The sequence below is a fragment of the Streptosporangium sp. NPDC005286 genome (assembly GCF_040607515.1).
Classification (GTDB): domain Bacteria; phylum Actinomycetota; class Actinomycetes; order Streptosporangiales; family Streptosporangiaceae; genus Streptosporangium.
Map to the genome: position 1 here is coordinate 46585 of NZ_JBEXGU010000040.1, position 17426 is coordinate 64010.

Below are 17426 nucleotides of genomic sequence, written 5' to 3' on the forward strand. Positions count from 1 at the left end.
GCCTCTGTGAGCTACTGGCCGGTGTTCTGATGGCGCAGGGCGGCCGACGACGATGTCGCCGCGCCGTACGCCACGCGCACCATCCACTCGGGGGCCAGCTGAAGCAGTCGCGCCGTTCCTTGAAGCTGCTCGCCGATATAGGCGGCCTTGAACAACGAGCTGGTGAACTGGAAACGGAAGGGATCGACCAGAGCGTGATCGGTGGCCCACATCGCCTTGATGTTCCAGGGACGGTTGAACAGTGACTCCCAGCCGAGGATGTTTCTCTGCGCGAAGAAGTGGGACAGCTCGATGCGCTCGACGTCGTTCCAGAACAGCGGGTTGGCGCGGGCCCTGGAGGCGGCGTCGCCGTACCCCAGCGCGGTCTGGATCGAGGGGCGGACATTCGCCCACTTATGGCTTGTTGAGCCCGCTCGAAGGAGCATGAAACGCGCCTCCGCCGCGACGACTCCGCCTACCCCCCGGACCAATGAGAAGCCGCCCTCGGCCATACCGCCGATCATGCCGCCGTACTCCATCCCTTCCATGGATCGGGTGGCCAGTCCACCGGTGAGGACACCGGCGTATCCGGTTATCGACGTCGTGCCCAGGAGGACTCCACCGGCTGAGTTGAGCTGGCGGTCCTGTGCCTCGGTGGTGTTTCCCGTGTACGAGAGGGCGAGCTGCCCGGCGCCCAGCCCTACGGCGGCCGTCCCTCCGCCGATCAGCAGTGCGGCGGTGAGGCCCGCGATCCACCCCACGGGGCCGAGCAGCATCAGCGTCCCGACGGCGAGTGACAGCCCGCCGCCGAGCAGGGTCGCCCCGCCGCGGCTCATGACGCCGCGCCCTGCCGCCGTGTCAGGGCCCGAAGGCTCGGCTGCCTCCGAGGACGGCCTCGGACCGGCTAGGGTGCCCGCTACGGGACCGTAGAAGAATTCCTGCGGCTGGGCCGGTTCGGCGACGTCAGTGGGGGGAGTTCCCGATATGTCGGTGTCAAGCGTTCCGCCCGGATCCACCCATCGCAAAGGGTTGTTCCGGAATGACGTGTAACCGTTCAGGCCACCCTGCAGGCCGATCGGGTCGCAGCTGATCCACCGGCAGAACGCCGGCGCGTACGACCGTGCGTTGTGGGAGACCAGTCCCGACTCAAGATCCCGTTCCTGGGCCGAGAATCGGTAGCGCTTGCGCGCGAAGCCGCCGAAGCCGGTCTCGCCGTACGGAAAGTACTCCTCGCGGTTCGTCCACCGCCCGGCCTCGTCAGTGGTGATGGTGGCGCTGCCCAGGTGGTCGGCCAGGGTGAAGCGGATACCCGGCCCTCTGTCGCCGGGATGGGCCTGACCTCGCCGTACGAGCGCTATCCTGGCGGCGCCGTCGAGGACGTGGATCAGCGCGTGTTCGCCGCCTCCGCCCCTCGTCCAGCGGTGCCGTTCGAAGACCCCGTCGATGTACACGGTGCTCTCGTCGGTCGCAGGTCCCCGCCGCGTCCACTTTTTCACCCGGACACCGTCGGCGCCGTACAGATAGCGTGCGGTCGTGGAGGGCTGGGCGAACCTGACGAGACGGCCTGCGTGATCCCAGGTATGGACCCGGATGCCGCCCTCTGTGTCGAGGTTGCCGACGTCGTCGTAGGTCAACCGCCTGCTGCCGGCGCCGTTCTCGACGCTGGTCAGCCGGTTGCCCTCCCGATCCAGATGGAAGCGGCGATACCAGGTACGACCTCCCCCGACATGCCTGAACCATGACATGTTGCCCGCCGGGTCGTACACGTAGGTCTCGGTGTAGGCCTGCGCCTGGTCGGCGGTGCGGCATCGCGGTGCGTCGGCGAAAGGCCGGGGCTGAGGGATCGTCGCGCATTCGCGGCCCGTGGCCGACACGAGCCGGTAGAGCGCGTCATAGCCGAACGTTCGCAGCAACCGGTCGCGCGACAGGCCGGGAGCAGCGACGCCGCACCCGGGAACACGTTCCTCGATCGAGATGACGTTGCCCACCAGGTCCCACTCGTAGGTGAGGTCCTGCAGGGGCGTTCCGGTGCCCGTCCAGGTGTTCCCCGACGTCGTGAAACGCTCGCTCCGCATGCGGGCCAGGCGGAAGGTGGCAGGATCATAGGCGTAGCGGGTCATGGTCTGGTTGCCGTAGGTGATGAGGACGCGCTGGCCCCTGGGGTTGTACGCGATCAGGCGGATGTACGGCGTCCCATCGAGCTCGACCGCCTGAAGCGCACCCGAACGGCCGTAGTGAGGGGTCAGCTCGGTGCGCCGGCCGTCCGGGCCGGCGGGAGTCCGGAGGCGGATCACCCTGTTGAGCGCGTCGTAGGCGGTGGTCACCGGGTAGTCGTCGGATTCCAGCGCGGCCGACGCGTTCCCCGCGGCCCAGTTCGCCCTCCAGCCCGCGGCCAGCGCGGAGTCCCTGATGGTCCGGCGGGTCTTGCGGGTGACGTTGCCCTTGAAATCGTAGGCGTCGAAGGTGAGCAGCCCGGCCTCATCGTAGTGACGCCACACCCGCCCGAGCCGGTTCTTCGACCGCGCGGCGGCGGCATCCGGCGCGGCGTCGCCATACTCGACCTTCTGGCGCAGGCTCACCGGGTCGGTGGGCACATCCCTCGCCCACAGCCGGATCGGGCGGTTGAGTGCGTCGTACTCGCGGAGGCTGACACAGCCTCTGCTGTCCCGCGTCTCGACCACCGTGCCGGCCGCGTCGGACACGGTGGTCATCGTCCCGGTGTCGAGGCCCGTCACCCGCAGCGCCCGATTGAGCAGGTCGTAGTCGTACCGGAAGGCCGTGCGGCCGAGCTGGTCGGTGACCTTCAACACGTTGCCTCGCACATCGTAGGAAGTCCGCGTCGCGTGAACCTCGGCCCCCGCGCGGGCGAGGGTGCACCTGGTACGGCCGAGGGCGTCGATGATCACTGTCTCGGGGGTGTCGTGGTGGTCAACGGGGACGCGACCGGCGCCTGGGCTGAGCGGTGCCAGGTCGTTCTGGTCGTGGCTGGTGAGGACCCATGGTGTGGGCTCGGCGTCGCCCGGCCGGCCGAAGGTCGTCCGCGTCTGAGAGCCGTCCGGATAGACCGCCTTCACCATCCGGCCGCGCGGGTCGTAGCTGAGGGAGACCCGGCACCCGCGTCTGGCGTCCTCCTCCGGCTGGAAGTCCCATCCTCGATCGAAGAACGGCTCGTACTTCTCGACCACCTGTCCCTTGTTGTCGTAGGTCTTCCAGCCGCTCACGACCACGCGATCCGGCACCCGCGTTCCCATCGCCGAGCCGCCGCCCAGCACGTCGTCGAAGCCCAGCTCGTCGGCCTGGACGCGCCTCTGCACGAGACGGCCGAAGCCGTCGGAGTATTCACGGGTCTCGACGACCTCGTCCATGCCGTGGTGGACCCGCCGGGCCGTCCGGACGCGCACGGGCAGTGTCAGGAAGTCGTAGGAGTAGGCGATCTCCGGCGTGGCATCGGTCCCGCCCTCGCCCTCGCGCCCCCGTAGGAAGACGCGAGACGGCAGCCCGAGCGGGTGGAACCGATAGACGGTGGAGTGCCCGTTCGGATCGGTCACCCGGCGCACGCCGCCGAATCGGTAGTCGTACTCCGCGCTGGTCTCCAGTCCGGCGGGATCGCGGACCTTGGCGGGGAACAGGGAGAACTCGTCCAGCTCGATCTCTGTCTCGTTCCCCAGCGGATCCTGGACACCGATGACCAGGCCGTGCGGGGGCCGCCCCGGCGTCTGGAAGTCATAGCGCTGCCGCAGTGTGTCCGCGTAGAAGCCGTCGGTCTCCGCGTGAAAGCCGAGCGCGGTGCCGAATCCGGAGGGTGCCCCTTGCGGAAGCGGCGCCGGGCCACCGAGATACGCCGGGCGGGCCTCGCCGTACGCCCGGTCGAGCAATTCGCCGGTGAAGACGAGCACCTCACTGCGGGAGAGAACGCCGAACTGCCCGGCCTGCCCGACCGGAAGGCCGGCGAATGCTGCCCCGTCATAGTGATGCCGGATATGCCCGATAAGGTGGATGTTTGCCGCATGGTGGAACAGTTGCTGCGCGGCCCGGGCGGCCGACAGCTGGTCGCGCAGCACCGCGCGGACGTCCGCAGGCGCCGATTCCATGACAGTGGGGGGCGCGACCAGCTCATAGGTCCACGTCTGGGCGACCCGATCGTGGACGGTGACCCCGAAGGCGTAGGAGGTGCGCGATTGAGTGGCCAGGATATGCGTCTCGTCGGGATCGAACTTTCCCACCACCACGGCGGTGACCGGGCGGCGCCGGGCAGACCGTCGCGGAAGGGCGATCGAGGTCTGACTGCGCGGTTGGCCGAAGGCGTCGTAGTCCCGCGTGTACCCGACGTGGGTCATCGGATCGTCGCCGCGTTCCCACTGCGTCGTGCGCTGGGCGACGGTGAAAGGGAAATACACCCGCGCGGCTTCTTCGCGCAGCTCGTACGCGGTCTCGGTGACGGTGTACGGGCGATGCCGCCGCTCGGTGTCGTCGAGGGCGTACAGTTCCGCGCGCAGCACGCTGCCGCGCAGGGCCCTGATCGCGTCCCGGCGGGACCGGCGGCCGGGGAGGGTGCGGAGGAATCGCTCGACGCCCTCCGTGTGCCTGAGCAGGTTCGGGTCCCCGGCCCAGTAGCCGAAGCTCCAGTCCGGCTCCGACCAGTCCTCGTCGCCGATCGGGCCGACGTGGAACCACGTGCGGGTCAGCGTGGGCGGCGAGAAGGCCACGCGGTCGACGACGCCGTCGTATCCGGCGAATGACTGGGTGTCCAGCTGCTCGACGCAGGCGAAGCCGCGGAACTCGCGCTCGCGGCTGTCCCAGTGGCCCTGGTGATAGCGGTACTCGGTGGTGAGCCTGCCGCGCGACACCGTGTCGATCACCTCGACGCCGGCCACGACCGGGACGACGATCGGCAGGGTCGTGCGCCACCGTGTCGCCGCGCGCGCGGAGTCCGCGAGGGCGAATCGGGACGAGGGAGCGTACGTCACCCGGGTGATCGCGCCGATGTCGTTGTCCATCTCGGCCAGCAGCCGCGGCTTCACCCCGCCGGTGAGGTCGAGGAAGAACATCGGCGGGCGTCTCCGCCCGGCGTCGCGGCTCCACAGCACCCCGGCGGCGCCGGTGCCCAGCAGATCGACGATCCGCAGGTCGTCGGCGTCGCCGGGGGCGGGAGTGCCCTTGACGACGAAGGGGTCGCTCCAGCCGTTGCCGCTGCGGTTGATCCAGACGGTGACCTCGTCGTCGCCGACGTAAACCAGGTCGGCCAGGCCGTCCCCGTCGACGTCGCCGAGCAGCAGCCGCCTCGGATCGAACCGATACGACGGGCGCGGGCTGTCGCGCATCCGCAGCCGGGGGCCCCAGCGGCCATGGCCGAGATTGGGCCAGTAGGAGATGTCACCGCTGTGGATCAGGACGAGGTCCTGCAGGCCGCCGCCGGTCATACGGGCAAGTCTCACCCGCGGGTCGGCGAAGTCGATCAGAGGAAGGTCCGACGGCGCCCGGACAGGGCCGGTCCAGCCCCGCTCCGGGTCGTTGAAGAAGCACTCCAGGCGGCCGTCGGATCGGAGCGCGTCCGTCACACCGTCGCCGTCCAGGTCGGCGAGCCGGACTTGGGGATCTTCCAGGCTGAAGGTCGGCGCCGTCGCATAGGGCCGGTACGGGCCCCAGGTGGCGTCGAACCGCAGCGGGAAGTACCCTGCCTGGCCCGGGGCGGTCACCAGCAGATCGGCGCGCCCGTCGCCGTCGGCGTCCAGCAGTCGCACGCCCGGGTCCGACAGGCGCAGCCCGGCCGGGGCCGATCCCATCGTGCGGGGACGGTCGAACACGCCGCCGCCCAGATTCCGCCAGTACCGGGCCGTGCCGTTGAGCTCCACGATGTCGGGCAGGCCGTCGCCGGTGACGTCGGCCAGCTCGTGGTCGCCGCGGGTGAGCGAGACCGGCGGCAGGTCCGGGCCGCGCACCGGCTCGAAGCCGCGTCCCTCCGGGGCGAAGCGCGTGTATCCGAACCGCAGCGGCGGCAGGTCCCGCCGCTCGGCGCCGGAGTCGTCGAAGCCGGCCACGGCGAGCGACCGCAGCAGCGAGACCCCGTTGCCGGGGTCGGCTTCGTACGCGAACTCGTATCGACGGACCGGCAGGTCCCGGCCCGGGCGCACGGCGGCGGTGATGGAGCGGCACCGCAGCGTCGTCCGGATCTCGAAGCCCGCCTGGTAGTCCGAGAAGGGATCGGGGCGGTCCTCGTAGTCGAACGTCACCGCGCAGAGGAACGCGGTCCGCCCCGCGTCGTCGTAGTCGGCGTAGCGGATGCGCCGCAGCAGCGGCTGGTTCCAGCGGTGCCCGTCCCCTTCGCCCTCGTCCTGGACGTAGTCGTACTCGATCAGGTTGCCGAAGGGGTCGCGGGTCCGCGTCAGCTTCCATGCGAAGATCCGCCGCGGCCCGTCCATGACCGCCGCCGGGTCGCGCCAGTCCGGTGGCGCCGAAGGCGGGCGGGCCGTGCCGTACCTGCTCACCATGCCGTCCTTGCCGGCGACCTCCCAGAAGTCCGACCCGTCCGCGGCGTGGTGCTCGATGCGCGCGAACAACCCCTCCGTGCGGGGCCGGTAGCGGTCCGGGCCACCGGGGACGCGCTCGACGGGCACGAGGTCCTCCACGCCGGACAGGATGAAGGTGTCCCGGTCGTCGTCGTAGACAGGGACGCCCCGCGAGGTCCTCCGGCAGACGCCGGGGACGCTCAGACCCCAGCCCAGACCGAACCAGCCGTTGCCGGCGCCCGTGCTGTAGGCGAGATCGAGCTTCGGCTCGAAGCCGTTCCGGCCCGCCGGCACCGCGAGCGGAACCGCGAAGTTGCCGGTTCCGGTGTGCGGGTCGGGGGAGAACTTCTCGCCCAGGCCCTTGACGGCCCCGCCGCCCTGCGGCAACGAGATGATCTGCGTCGGCGCGTGCGCGGCATCACTCATGGCGGCTCCAGCCTCGGCGGGCGGTCCGGCCGGCTACGGCGCGTCGCCACGGCCGGCCACACCGCAAGGATCACAGCCGCCGGGGCTCCGGTCCAGGCCGCGGTACGGTCTGAGGATCGGGTGGGGCGGCGGGCTCGGGGTCACGGGGGAGGCGTGATCGGCGATCATGTACGTTTACGTCCGGGTGGTCGTGATAGGAGCCTGTCGTATGGACCTTCTTCTCAAACGAGCCCTCGACCAGGCCGCCGTGTGGCACCGGACTCAACTGCGTAAGTATCCGCGGGTGGCCGTGCCTTACGTCAGTCACCTGGCGGGGGTCGCTGCCATCCTGTCGCGGCACGGCTTCGACACCGAGGTGGTCGCCGCCGGGGTGCTGCACGACACCGTCGAGGACACCGAGGCCACCATCGAGCAGGTGCGCGACCTCTTCGGGCCTCGGGTGGCGGAACTGGTTGACCACGTCACCGAGCAGGACAGGTCGCTCCCGTGGGAGGAACGCAAGCGACAGTACCTGGAGCACTTCACCGAGAAGCCGTGGGAGGCGCAGGCGATCAGCCTGGCCGACAAGATCGACAACTTTATGTCGATCGTCTGTGCCCGGGACCACGGTGATCCGTGGGCGATGTTCTCGCGCGGTCGCGACGCCCAGCTCGAACGGTTCACCGCACTCGAAGACGTGCTGCGGGAGCTGCCCCTGCACCCGCTTGTCGACGAGTATCGCGCAGCGCTCGCGCTCGTACGCGGTGTGGAAGCGGGAGCGGCGGTGTCCCAGGGCTGACCCGCGCCGCCTCGGACCCGGTCCCGGAGGGGCGCGTTCCGTGCGACGCCGACTCCGGCTCGTCGTACGGCCGAGCTGAAGATTTCAGGGGTCGCGGCTCCGGATCCTTGTGCGGACGATAAGTGGGTCAGCCTGCGGACTCGAAGAACAGGGCGACCGCGACGGCTCCGGGATCGGGAGCTCCCAGGGCGGCCTCGCCGACGTAACTGGCCCGGCCCCGGCGGGCGGTGATCGAGGAGGTGGAGTCGGCTCCGGCGCGGGCCGCCTCCGCCGCCGACCGCAGTGCCTCCACCGCGGGGACGTCGTTCCCCGCGGCCTCGGCCAGGGAGTCCGCCGCCGGGGCCATGGCGTCGACCATCGTCCTGTCGCCCACGGAGGCGGAGCCCAGCCTGCGGACCGTGGCCACCCCGTTCCTGGCGGCGTCGGCGAGCAGGGCCGTGGTGAAGGCCGGACTGCCCTGCCCGGCCAGTGCGAACTCGCGGAACCACATGCCGAACAGCGGCCCGCTGGTGCCGCCGGAGTGTTCGAGGAAGGCCGTCGAGAGGCTGGAGAACGGCGCCCCGGCGTCGGCGGGGGCGGGGGAGAGCTTCGCCTTGGCCCTGGTGAGCGCGGTGACCATGTTGGTGCCGAAGTCGCCGTCCCCGCTGCGGCGGTCCAGCTCGGTCAACTCCTGAACCCGGTCGTCGATCCGGATGATGAACCGCTCGATCCACGACAGTACGGCCTGGGGTTCGAGGTCGTTCATGGGTTTCTCCTTCGAGTACCGGGACGGGACGCGAGGCCGGTCGATTCGGTCTCACAGGGTGGCTGACCTGCGACGATGCTCCATATGCGGAGAACCGGGCCGGGGCGGGGCCGGTCAGGTGACCGTCGCCGACCGCCGGAGCCGTGGGCGGGTCACCAGGTGAGGGCCGCGGTGCGCACCGGGTCGTCCCACAGGCCGACGAGCTCCTCGTCCGCGCGGATCAGGGTGACCGAGCAGCCCGCCATGTCGAGGGCGGTGACATATGAGCCCACCAGTTGCCGGGCGACCGTCACCCCTCGCGCGTCGAGGAGCCGGGTCACCTGCCGGTAGGCGGTCAGGAGCTCCAGCTGGTGGGTGGCGCCGAGGCCGTTGACGATCACGAAGACCGCGTCGCCCCTGCTCAGCCCGAGGTCGTCGGCGACCGGCTCGGTCAGCGCGGCCACCAGCTCGTCGGCGGGGGCGACGGGGATCTTCCGGACTCCCCGCTCGCCGTGGATGCCGACGCCGAACTCGACCTGGCCCACTTCCAGGTCGAACGAGGGTACGGACTGGCCGGGGTGGGTGCAGGCCCGCAGGGCCAGGGACATGGTCCGGGCGTTGCCCGCGACGCGGCGGCCGAGCGCGGCCACCGTGGACAGGTCGGCGCCCCGCTCGGCGGCGGCGCCGCAGATCTTCTCGACGGCGACGACGGCGGCGGTGCCCCGCCGCCCCGGGCCGCCCTCGACGGAGGTGTCGGTGGCCAGGTCGTCGTCGACGAGCACGGTCTCGGTCCGGATGCCGCCGGAGACCTCGGCGGCGATGGCGAAGTTCAGCACGTCGCCGGTGTAGTTCTTGACCACGTGGACGACGCCCCGGCCGTCGTCGACCGCCTCGGTGGCCGCCTGGATCTGGATCGCGGTGGGGCTGGCGAAGACGGCTCCCGGCACCGCGGCGTCCAGCATCCCGTACCCCACGAAACCGGTGTGCAGGGGCTCGTGCCCGGAGCCGCCGCCGGACAGCACGCCCACCTTGTACGGCCGCCGGTCATCGGCCCTGATGACGAAGCTGGGGTCGCGGTTCCAGCGCAGCCGCCCCCGCTGGCTGAGCTCCAGCCCTTCGAGCGCCTCGCCGACGATCTCCTGCGGGTCGTTGACCAGCTGATGTGCGGCCACCTGGCCCCTCCTTGCGTCGCGAACGCTCTGTTCCTACCCGGTTTCAGACCCCCGACGTCCCCGGAGATCAGTCTCTGCTGTCCGCCTTGTCCAGCCTGGTGCGTACCCGAGCCCCGAAGCATGTGATCGGCCAGGTATGTTTTGTCGGTGGGTTTCGGTACCTTCGCCAGCATGTTCCGGCAAAACTATGAGGTGTACCCACGCCACGTGCTCTGCGTGCTCGGCTCGGGTCTGGATTTCGACGTGGTGGAGAAGGTCGTCGCAGAGGTCGGGGGGCCCGGCTTCAGCGTCGACCTGGAGCGCTTTCAGCAGGCTCACGATCCGCGGATGCCCCGGTCGTTTGACGCCTCCCTGGCGAACGTCTCCTTCACCGAATCCGACTGGGGGGCGGTGGAGACACACGATTCGGTGGTGTACGTGCTGTCGCCGCCGATGAGGCAGAACAACGCGTTCGATCTCCATCGAAGAGTGATGGTCGGTCATGGTGACGGGGTTTTCGAGGAGGTGTGGGACAGAACGTTCGACGTCTCGCGGCGGATGCTGGCGGTGACGGCCGCGCTGTTGCGCTCCGGCGCCACGGCCGCGAAGGGCGAGAGCAGCGGTCTCGCGCACGGCCGGGAGCGGTGGCTCACCCTGGCCGATCGGGCGGCCGAGGCTAGGGATCGGGAAATGCTGGCCGTGATCCTCTTCCACGCCTGGGTCAAACGGCCGCTTCTGGATGGCATCCTGTTGAAGAGCTGCGGTATGCATCTGCTGGGCGCACCCGATGTGCAGATCGACATCGGGTCGCCCGCGGGGAAACCGCTGCCCGCGACGCTGGTCGGCGAAGTCGTGGATCTGATCGACGAGGTGGCGCTCTACCTGCTGACCGAGCGGCGGGCGCGGGAGATGAGCGACGGCGAGGGTTACCGGTCCACCCCCGACGGCCCGCGATGGATCATGGAAAGACACCCGTGCCTTGGCTACGAGGAAGACAGCTTCTTCTTCAACCCGTACGGATACTGGCGCTTCACCCCCGATGAGCCCTCCACGTCGACCCCCGCCGAACCGTGAGCCGTCTTCGGCGCGATGTCTGTACCCGGCCCCTTTTAGAGCACTCCTGGCGGTCTCTGCCGGTCGCCGGGCTCACCGGGGCCCGTGAACGGTCGAGGGTCGCCTCGTAGGGGCGATGGAGACCCAAGGTAAACGCACATGTCGGTGGCCTGGTTGCCCGAGGGAATCCGGTGCTGTTTTGCAGTGGACCTCCGGTAGTGCGGGAAACCTGGGAGGTCTGCTGCAAAATCGGGGTGAAGACCATGATGCCGCGGGTTATCCGGGATGTCCTGGGTAAGGGCTGGGAGATGCCTCCTTGCACAGGTATGGGCAGGTGGGGAGATCGATATTGCCCCGGAGGTGGTCTCATGAAGGAGCAGCCGGGAACGCATGACCATCCGAAGAGCGCGCTGAACCTGCGGCTCGCTCTGGCGATCTTCGGGCTGGTGGTCTGTACGGCTCTGGCGGTCTTCGCGACACAGGCAGGGATCACCGCGCTCGCCGTGGCCCTGGCCGTGCTGGCGGCCATCGCCGTCGTGGACATCGTGGTGGTCGGGATCCGGATCGTACGGAGACGTCGGCGCGGTGAGCGGCACACCCTCTTCGAGTAGGTCATCCGTCCTGGGCGCGCTCGGCCGTGTCAGCGGGGTCCGTGAGTTGGAGACGGACTGAACGGCGGCCCAGGCGCAACGGCGGCGGGCAGGTCAGGCGGATGCCCGAAAGGGTCGGCAGGGCGAAGGCGATGGCCTTGGCCGGTGCTTCGGTGGCGAAGGTCGTCGTGGCGTAGGCGCGGCAGTGCCCCCGGGAGAGTTCGCGGACCAGGACCAGCTCAGCCGGGTCAGCGCCGCCGATGCCTATCTGCCGATGCCTATCTGAGGTTGGGTGAGCTGGAACAGGCCATCGACTCGGCGCGGACGGCCATCCCGATGGCCAGATCACTGACCTCGCCTCGGCTGGTCGGGCGCATCCGGAAATTCTCCGACCGGCTTGAACCGTACAGCGCGACCATCCAGGTCAGGGAGTTTCGCGCCTACCTGGACCGCGAGCTCGTCTCCTGACCCCCGCCGGATCGAAGATGACGGAAGCCCGGTCGGGGCCGGGCTCATCTGGATACAGCACCACCACCGCTATCCCCGGCCAGGCTGGGCCGCTGTCGCGGTGAGGTCGTTTCCCTGGCGGGACTCGGGTAGATGTCGCTGCTTTGGACTGTGCACCCCCGCCGCCCCTCGCGGAGGCGGTCAGAACGGGGGCGGCTTGAAGGCGGAGGTCCCGTACAGCATCGGCGGGGCGGTCCTTCGCCGCCGCACCGATGCCACATCCACCTATGGCCTGTTGGGGAAGTCCGGCCGGTTGGGCATGTCCGGCCGGTTGGGCATGTCTGTCCTGTGTGGCATGTCTCCTCGGTGGGACATGTCTCCCTTGTGTCCCATGCCGGGCATTCTCTTGGAGCCCACCGCCACCGCTCCCAGCCCGAGCAGGAAGATGATGACGCCGGTGACGACGTTGTTCCAGATGTTCGCCGTCGTCGCCGAGCCGGTGACCCAGGGAGAGATGATGGTCCAGATTCCGATGATCGGCACGACCCAGCTGATCCCGTACGTCCGGCCGTAGGCGGACGCGAGCCCCAGGGCCAGGGCGGCGACCACGAGGCCGGTGACGAGGTTGCTGACGGTGAGCCTGGACAGGCCGTTGAAACCGACCACCCATGGAGAGATCGCCAGGTACAGCCCGGCCAGGAGGCCCAGTCCGTCGATGACCTGCGCCACCGAACTGGAGCCCGCCCGTTCGTACCTCGCCCGCATCTCCATGAGATCGGGGTGTTGCTCCAGGCTTGCGGGTCTCATCATGACCCATGCCCCCTTCCGGTTTTCATGCGAAATTCGATTTCATGCGAAAGCGAATTTCTACCGGTATACCCGACATAAGCTCCAAACAGCCCAAAGAATGACAAATCTAACTAATGAAATCCTTTGGACAGGGGCGATCCAGTGGCCGCCCCCGTCCAGCGCACCCCGCCGCCACCGGGACACGGCGCCCCAGGACGTTCATCATGCTCTACAAGCCGGTCACCGCCAGGCTGAGCGACTACCGCAGTCCGCCTACCGCCCAAAACGGGCACAGCGCGCTCATCCGTACGTCGTGCTCAACCCCTGGTCACCACGCCGGGGATAGCCACTTGGTGGCTTGACATCCAGGTGGCGGAGGTGGAGGTCAGGTACCAGAGGCGGCGATCACCTCGGAGACCAGGCGCGGAGAGGTGATCAGGCGGCTGTACTCGGGCTGGCGCAGTTCCCCGCCCATGAACGGGTGGGGGTTGCGGTAGACGGCGGGGCTGGGCGCGTCGACCAGGGCGGCGAAGTGGATCTCGGTGGCTCCCGTCGCCTCGACCACGCGGTGCACGTTGCGGGGCGTGATGCCGCCACCGGGCATGACGATCAGGCTGTCGCCTGCCCGCTCGACCAGGGACGCGATCAGCGGCGCGCCCTCCAGGGCGGTGACGTCCTGGCCGGAGGTGAGAACCCGGTCGACGCCCAGGGCGGCGAGGGTGTCCAGGGCGGCGAACGGGTCGGCGGTCATGTCGAAGGCCCGGTGGAAGGTGATCGAGAGGCCCCCGGCCGCATCGATGAGGCGCTTGGCCACCTCGACGTTCACCTCGCCTGACGGCGTCAGCACCCCGATCACCACGCCCTGCGCGCCCGCGTCCCTGACCGTGGCCACGTCGCGCTCCATGGCCGCGACCTCGTACTCGTCGTAGATGAAGTCGCCGCCCCGGGGGCGGATGATCACGTGGACCCGGATCGTCGAGACCGCCGCGAGGGTCGCCTCGACGGTGCCGAGGGTCGGGGTCAGGCCCCCTTCGAAGAGGGCCGAGCACAGCTCGACGCGGTGCGCCCCGGCCTGCTCGGCCGCGAGCGCGCCGGCGGTGCTGTCAATGCAGATTTCATAGGTAAGACTCATTTTTCCTCCAAAGCATGGATTTCACCGACTGGTAGGCCCCCGCCCAGCACCGGAACACTCGCGAAGCCGGCCGCCGGTGCGACGTCCCCGCCGGCCGCCCTGAGCGCGGCCAGCGCGATCGCGCTTGTGGCTCGCGGGCTCCCGTCGATGACCTTGACGGCCGCCGTGTGCCCGGTGGCGAGCGCGACGACGAGAACCCCCTCGGCCCCGCCCTTGGCCACCGCCCCCGGCAGCGCCCGCATCAGCGAGGTGTTCACGTGCCCGGTCCCACCGACGTACTCGGGGTGCTCGCGCATCGCGTCGGCGACCGCCCGCGGCGCGGTCCCCGGCTCGGCGACGACCAGGGCCCGTACGGCCCGGGCCAGCCCGGTCAGCGACAGCCCGAACAGCGGGGCGCCGCACCCGTCGACGGCGACATGGGCCGCCTTCTCCCCCGACAGCTCCTCGGTCACGGCACGCACCCGCCGCTGCAAGGGGTGGTCGGCGTCCAGGTAGGAGGCGGTCTCCCAGCCGGACGCGGCGGACGCGGCGAGCATCGCGGCGTGCTTGCCCGAGCAGTTCATCCGCTCGCGCGAGGCCGTCAGGCCCGCCCGGATCAGCATGTGCCGGGTGGCCTCGTCCTCCGGCCAGTCCACGGGGCAGCCGAGGGCCTCGAAGCCGAGCCCGGCCCCGGCGAGTATCTCGGCGACCAGTCGCACGTGGAAGTCCTGACCGGTGTGGCTGCCCGCGGCGATGGCCAGGCCGGGGCCGTGCAGGTCCGCCCCGGACAGCAGGCAGGCCAGCGCCTGGAACGGCTTGGCCGAGGAGCGCGGCAGCACCGGCGCGCCGACCGCTCCCCTGGCGACGGCCACGGTGCCGTCGGGCGCGAGGGCGACGGCGCTGCCGAAGTGCACGCTCTCCACGAATCCGGAGCGCACCACCTCCGCGAGCGGGACGAGTTCAGGCACGGGCGGGTCTCCTTCTGAGCCGGCGGGCCCCCGGGGTGTCACGGGCGTCGAGGGTACGGGCGAGCTTGGACAGCGACGCGTTGACCACCAGGTAGATCAGCGCGACGACGATGTAGGTCTGAATGAGCAGGCCGTTGTAGGTCGCCAGGACCTTGCCGCTGTAGAGCAGTTCGGCGTAGCTGACCACGAAGCCCAGCGAGGTGTCCTTCAGCAGGCCGACCGACTGGCTGACGATCGAGGGCAGCACCCGCCGGGCCGCCTGCGGCAGCACGATCAGACGCATGGTCTGGCCCTGGGTGAGCCCGACCGCGAGCCCGGCCTCGCCCTGGCCGCGCTCCACGGACAGCACCCCGGCGCGGAAGATCTCCGCGAACGCCGCGGCGTTCGAGACCGCCAGCGGCACCACGAGCTTCCAGAACAGCGGCAGGTCCAGCCCGTAGCGGGGCAGCGCGAACAGCACGACGTATACCAGCAGCAGCGCCGGGATGGTCCGCACGACCTCCACGTACGCTGCGGCGGGCACGCGTACCCACCTGCGCCGCGACAGCCGCCCGAGGGCCAGTGCCAGTCCGGCGGCCATCGCCAGCGCGGCCGAGACGACGGCGGCGAGCGCGGTGGCCCACAGCCCGTTCAGCAGATAGCGCCACATCGGCCAGGTCGCGTACGGCGACCAGCGGTCGGCGTCGAGCTGGCCGTTGGCGGCGAACTGGCGCACCGCCAGCGCCAGCAGAGCCAGCACCGCGACCGCCCCCACCGCGGTCGCGATCCGTATCCTGCGGCGGGCGCGCGGCCCCGGCTGGTCGAAGAGCAGGTTGCTCACCGGACCACCGCCGGTTCGCCCGAGCCCGCGGTCTGAGCGGCGACCGGCCCGCCAGGGGCCCGGACACTCACCGCGCCGTCGGGAGACAGTACGCTCACCGGATCACCACCAGCCGTCGTTCGAGCCGCCCGGTGACGAACCCGGCGCAGGCGGCGATCAGCGCGTAGGCCAGGCCGGCTCCGACGAAGATCGGGATGGGCTGCGCCTCTGTGAGGTTCACCCGGTTGGCCGCGGCGGTCAGGTCGACCACGCCGACCGCGGCGGCGAGCGAGGTGTTCATCGTCAGCGCGATGAAGATGTTGCCGACCGGCTGGATCACCGTGCGCAGCGCCTGCGGCAGGACCACGTGGCGCAGGGACTGGCCGAAGGTCAGCCCGAGCGCGCGGGCCGCCTCGCCCTGCCCCGCGGAGACCGCGTTGACGCCGGAGCGCAGGGCCTCGGCGATGTAGGCGGCCTCGTAGAGCGCGATGACGATCATGGCTGTCACCAGCAGGTCGGCCTTGAGGCCGATCTCGGGCAGGCCGAAGACGGCGAGCACCAGCAGCACCAGCAGTGGCAGGTTCTGGAAGGTCTCCACGTAGGCCGTGCCGATCCCGCGCAGGACGCCGACCGGGCTGACCCGCATGGCGGTGATCACGAGCCCCACGACCGCGGCGCCGACGAAGGACGCCGCGGTCAGCTGGAGGGTCACGACCAGCCCCTGCCAGAACTCGGGCAGGTGATCCAGGAGGGCGGACATCAGGACCCCGGCACCGATCCGATCTGCGGCGGGGTGGGAGCCTCGCCCTGCACGACCGTGCCGAGAGACTGCTTCCAGGTCTTCTGCCAGAGGCCGTCGGCCTGGATCTTCTTCAGCCAGTCGTTGACGAACTTCTTGAACTGGTCGTCACCGTGCTTGAGGCCGATGCCGTACGGGTCGGTGGTGAACGGGCTGCCGACGACCTGGATCGAGGAGTCCTTCTGCGCGTTGGCGACCAGGAGCGTCTCATCCTGGACGTAGGCGTCGCCGCGTTCCTGCTTGAGGGCCTGCATGCACTCGGGGTCGCTGCCGAACGTCACGATCTTGGCCTGCGGGGCGAGCTTCTTGATCGCCGGGATGGCCGGGGTGTTGGCTCCGGCGATGACGGTCTTGCCGTTCAGGTCCTCGGGCTTGGTGATGCCCGTGGTGCCCTTCCTGACTGCGAGGCTCAGCCCGGAGGAGTAGTACGGTCCGGCGAAGGAGACCTGCTCGGCCCGCTCCGGGGTGATCGTGTAGGTCTGGAAGACGACGTCCACGGTGCCGTTGCCGAGCAGCGCCTCGCGAGTCTCCGAGGCGGAGTTGACGATCTTCACCTTGGGCTCGCCGATGATGTACTTGGCGAGCGCCTTGCCCATGTCCGCGTCGAACCCCTCGACCTCGCCGGTCGTCGGGTTCTGCTGCGACAGCAGCGGCGCGTCGAGCGACCCGCCGACGATCAGCTCGCCGCGCTGCTTGATCTTCTCCATCGTGGAGCCGGGCAGGATGTCCGCGGCGGCCGCGACCGGCGCCGAGGCGATCAGGTCGCCGCCCTTGGCCTCACCTGGTACGGCCGGGCTTCCCGAGTCCGTACCGGCACAGGCCGAGAGGCCGAGCATGGACACAGCGGCGACAGCGGCCAGCCGCTTCATGGACACCATCGGGCCCACCATCCTTTTCGATCGTTTTCGATCAGTGAGTGAGAACTTTGGCCAGGAAGTCCCTGGCCCTGTCTGTCTGAGGAGCCTCGAAGAAGGCGCCGGGCTCGCCCGTCTCGACGATCTGGCCGGCGTCCATGAAGACCACGCGGTCGGCGGCCCTGCGGGCGAAGCCCATCTCGTGGGTGACGACGACCATGGTCATGCCGTCGGCGGCGAGCTGGACCATCACGTCCAGTACCTCACCGACCATCTCCGGGTCGAGTGCGGAGGTGGGCTCGTCGAAGAGCATCACCTTGGGCCGCATGGCCAGCGCGCGGGCGATGGCGGCCCGCTGCTGCTGCCCACCGGACAGCCGCGCGGGCAGCTTTCCCGCCTGCTCGGCGATGCCGACGCGCGCCAGCAGATCCCGCGCCGACGCCTCGGCCTCG

General features: G+C 70.0%; 14 protein-coding genes. 4 read left to right on the plus strand and 10 right to left on the minus strand.

Annotation, left to right across the window (positions count from 1 at the left end):
• Window positions 1-11: 11 nt before the first annotated feature.
• Window positions 12-6911: a SpvB/TcaC N-terminal domain-containing protein gene (locus ABZU75_RS17250; RefSeq protein ID WP_355554969.1), complete on the minus strand. Its 6900-nt coding sequence runs from the start codon at window positions 6909-6911 to the stop codon at window positions 12-14.
• Window positions 6912-7119: 208 nt separating this feature from the next.
• Here ABZU75_RS17250 and ABZU75_RS17255 point away from each other — a divergent pair, with 208 nt between their 5' ends.
• The gene (locus ABZU75_RS17255; protein ID WP_355554971.1) at window positions 7120-7689 is read left to right on the plus strand and encodes an HD domain-containing protein; all 570 of its coding nucleotides are present in this window, start codon (window positions 7120-7122) and stop codon (window positions 7687-7689) included.
• Window positions 7690-7816: 127 nt separating this feature from the next.
• Here ABZU75_RS17255 and dhaL read toward each other — a convergent pair whose 3' ends face one another.
• Both dhaL and ABZU75_RS17265 read right to left on the minus strand, forming a co-directional pair.
• Complete coding sequence (gene dhaL / locus ABZU75_RS17260) at window positions 7817-8434, minus strand: dihydroxyacetone kinase subunit DhaL (protein WP_350954585.1); 618 nt, start codon at window positions 8432-8434, stop codon at window positions 7817-7819.
• A gap of 152 nt (window positions 8435-8586) precedes the next feature.
• Window positions 8587-9585 carry a dihydroxyacetone kinase subunit DhaK gene (locus tag ABZU75_RS17265; protein WP_355554974.1) on the minus strand — a complete coding sequence of 333 codons (999 nt, stop codon included), beginning with the start codon at window positions 9583-9585 and terminating at the stop codon, window positions 8587-8589.
• A 171-nt stretch (window positions 9586-9756) separates the two neighbouring features.
• Between ABZU75_RS17265 and ABZU75_RS17270 the strand changes: the two genes are divergently transcribed.
• The 3 genes from ABZU75_RS17270 (at window position 9757) to ABZU75_RS17280 (ending at window position 11675) form a co-directional block, all read left to right on the plus strand.
• Window positions 9757-10638 carry a hypothetical protein gene (locus tag ABZU75_RS17270; RefSeq protein ID WP_355554976.1) on the plus strand — a complete coding sequence of 294 codons (882 nt, stop codon included), beginning with the start codon at window positions 9757-9759 and terminating at the stop codon, window positions 10636-10638.
• Window positions 10639-10985: 347 nt separating this feature from the next.
• Entirely contained in the window at window positions 10986-11228 is a 243-nt protein-coding gene (locus ABZU75_RS17275; protein ID WP_350918791.1) for a DUF6343 family protein, read from the plus strand.
• A gap of 267 nt (window positions 11229-11495) precedes the next feature.
• Window positions 11496-11675, plus strand: coding sequence for a hypothetical protein (locus ABZU75_RS17280; protein ID WP_355554978.1), 180 nt, complete (start codon window positions 11496-11498; stop codon window positions 11673-11675).
• Window positions 11676-11939: 264 nt separating this feature from the next.
• On the opposite strand, the gene ABZU75_RS17285 is transcribed toward ABZU75_RS17280, so the two are convergent.
• From ABZU75_RS17285 to ABZU75_RS17315, 7 genes are all read right to left on the minus strand, one after another.
• Window positions 11940-12464, minus strand: a complete 525-nt coding sequence (locus ABZU75_RS17285; protein WP_355554980.1) for an SPW repeat protein — start codon at window positions 12462-12464, stop codon at window positions 11940-11942.
• Between the two features lie 364 nt (window positions 12465-12828).
• Window positions 12829-13575 (minus strand): copper homeostasis protein CutC, encoded by a 747-nt coding sequence (locus ABZU75_RS17290; protein ID WP_355554983.1) that lies wholly within the window; start codon window positions 13573-13575, stop codon window positions 12829-12831.
• Window positions 13572-14522, minus strand: a complete 951-nt coding sequence (locus ABZU75_RS17295) for an asparaginase (protein WP_355554985.1) — start codon at window positions 14520-14522, stop codon at window positions 13572-13574. Before ABZU75_RS17295 ends, ABZU75_RS17290 begins: the two co-directional genes overlap by 4 nt.
• Window positions 14515-15342: an amino acid ABC transporter permease gene (locus ABZU75_RS17300; protein WP_355554987.1), complete on the minus strand. Its 828-nt coding sequence runs from the start codon at window positions 15340-15342 to the stop codon at window positions 14515-14517. Before ABZU75_RS17300 ends, ABZU75_RS17295 begins: the two co-directional genes overlap by 8 nt.
• Before the next feature lie 94 nt (window positions 15343-15436).
• Complete coding sequence (locus ABZU75_RS17305) at window positions 15437-16081, minus strand: amino acid ABC transporter permease (RefSeq protein ID WP_355554989.1); 645 nt, start codon at window positions 16079-16081, stop codon at window positions 15437-15439.
• Window positions 16081-16998: a glutamate ABC transporter substrate-binding protein gene (locus tag ABZU75_RS17310; RefSeq protein ID WP_355554991.1), complete on the minus strand. Its 918-nt coding sequence runs from the start codon at window positions 16996-16998 to the stop codon at window positions 16081-16083. Before ABZU75_RS17310 ends, ABZU75_RS17305 begins: the two co-directional genes overlap by 1 nt.
• 31 nt (window positions 16999-17029) lie before the next feature.
• On the minus strand, window positions 17030-17426 hold a 397-nt coding region (locus ABZU75_RS17315), incomplete at its 5' end, for an ATP-binding cassette domain-containing protein (protein WP_355554993.1).

Excerpts from the sequence above, each read along its gene's own strand:
- ABZU75_RS17250 (WP_355554969.1), bottom strand. The coding sequence starts at position 6,911 with ATGAGTGATGCCGCGCACGCGCCGACGCAGATCATCTCGTTGCCGCAG.
- ABZU75_RS17255 (WP_355554971.1), top strand. The coding sequence starts at position 7,120 with ATGGACCTTCTTCTCAAACGAGCCCTCGACCAGGCCGCCGTGTGGCAC.
- dhaL (WP_350954585.1), bottom strand. The coding sequence starts at position 8,434 with ATGAACGACCTCGAACCCCAGGCCGTACTGTCGTGGATCGAGCGGTTC.
- ABZU75_RS17270 (WP_355554976.1), top strand. The coding sequence starts at position 9,757 with ATGTTCCGGCAAAACTATGAGGTGTACCCACGCCACGTGCTCTGCGTG.
- ABZU75_RS17275 (WP_350918791.1), top strand. The coding sequence starts at position 10,986 with ATGAAGGAGCAGCCGGGAACGCATGACCATCCGAAGAGCGCGCTGAAC.
- ABZU75_RS17285 (WP_355554980.1), bottom strand. The coding sequence starts at position 12,464 with ATGATGAGACCCGCAAGCCTGGAGCAACACCCCGATCTCATGGAGATG.
- ABZU75_RS17290 (WP_355554983.1), bottom strand. The coding sequence starts at position 13,575 with ATGAGTCTTACCTATGAAATCTGCATTGACAGCACCGCCGGCGCGCTC.
- ABZU75_RS17305 (WP_355554989.1), bottom strand. The coding sequence starts at position 16,081 with ATGTCCGCCCTCCTGGATCACCTGCCCGAGTTCTGGCAGGGGCTGGTC.
- ABZU75_RS17310 (WP_355554991.1), bottom strand. The coding sequence starts at position 16,998 with ATGGTGTCCATGAAGCGGCTGGCCGCTGTCGCCGCTGTGTCCATGCTC.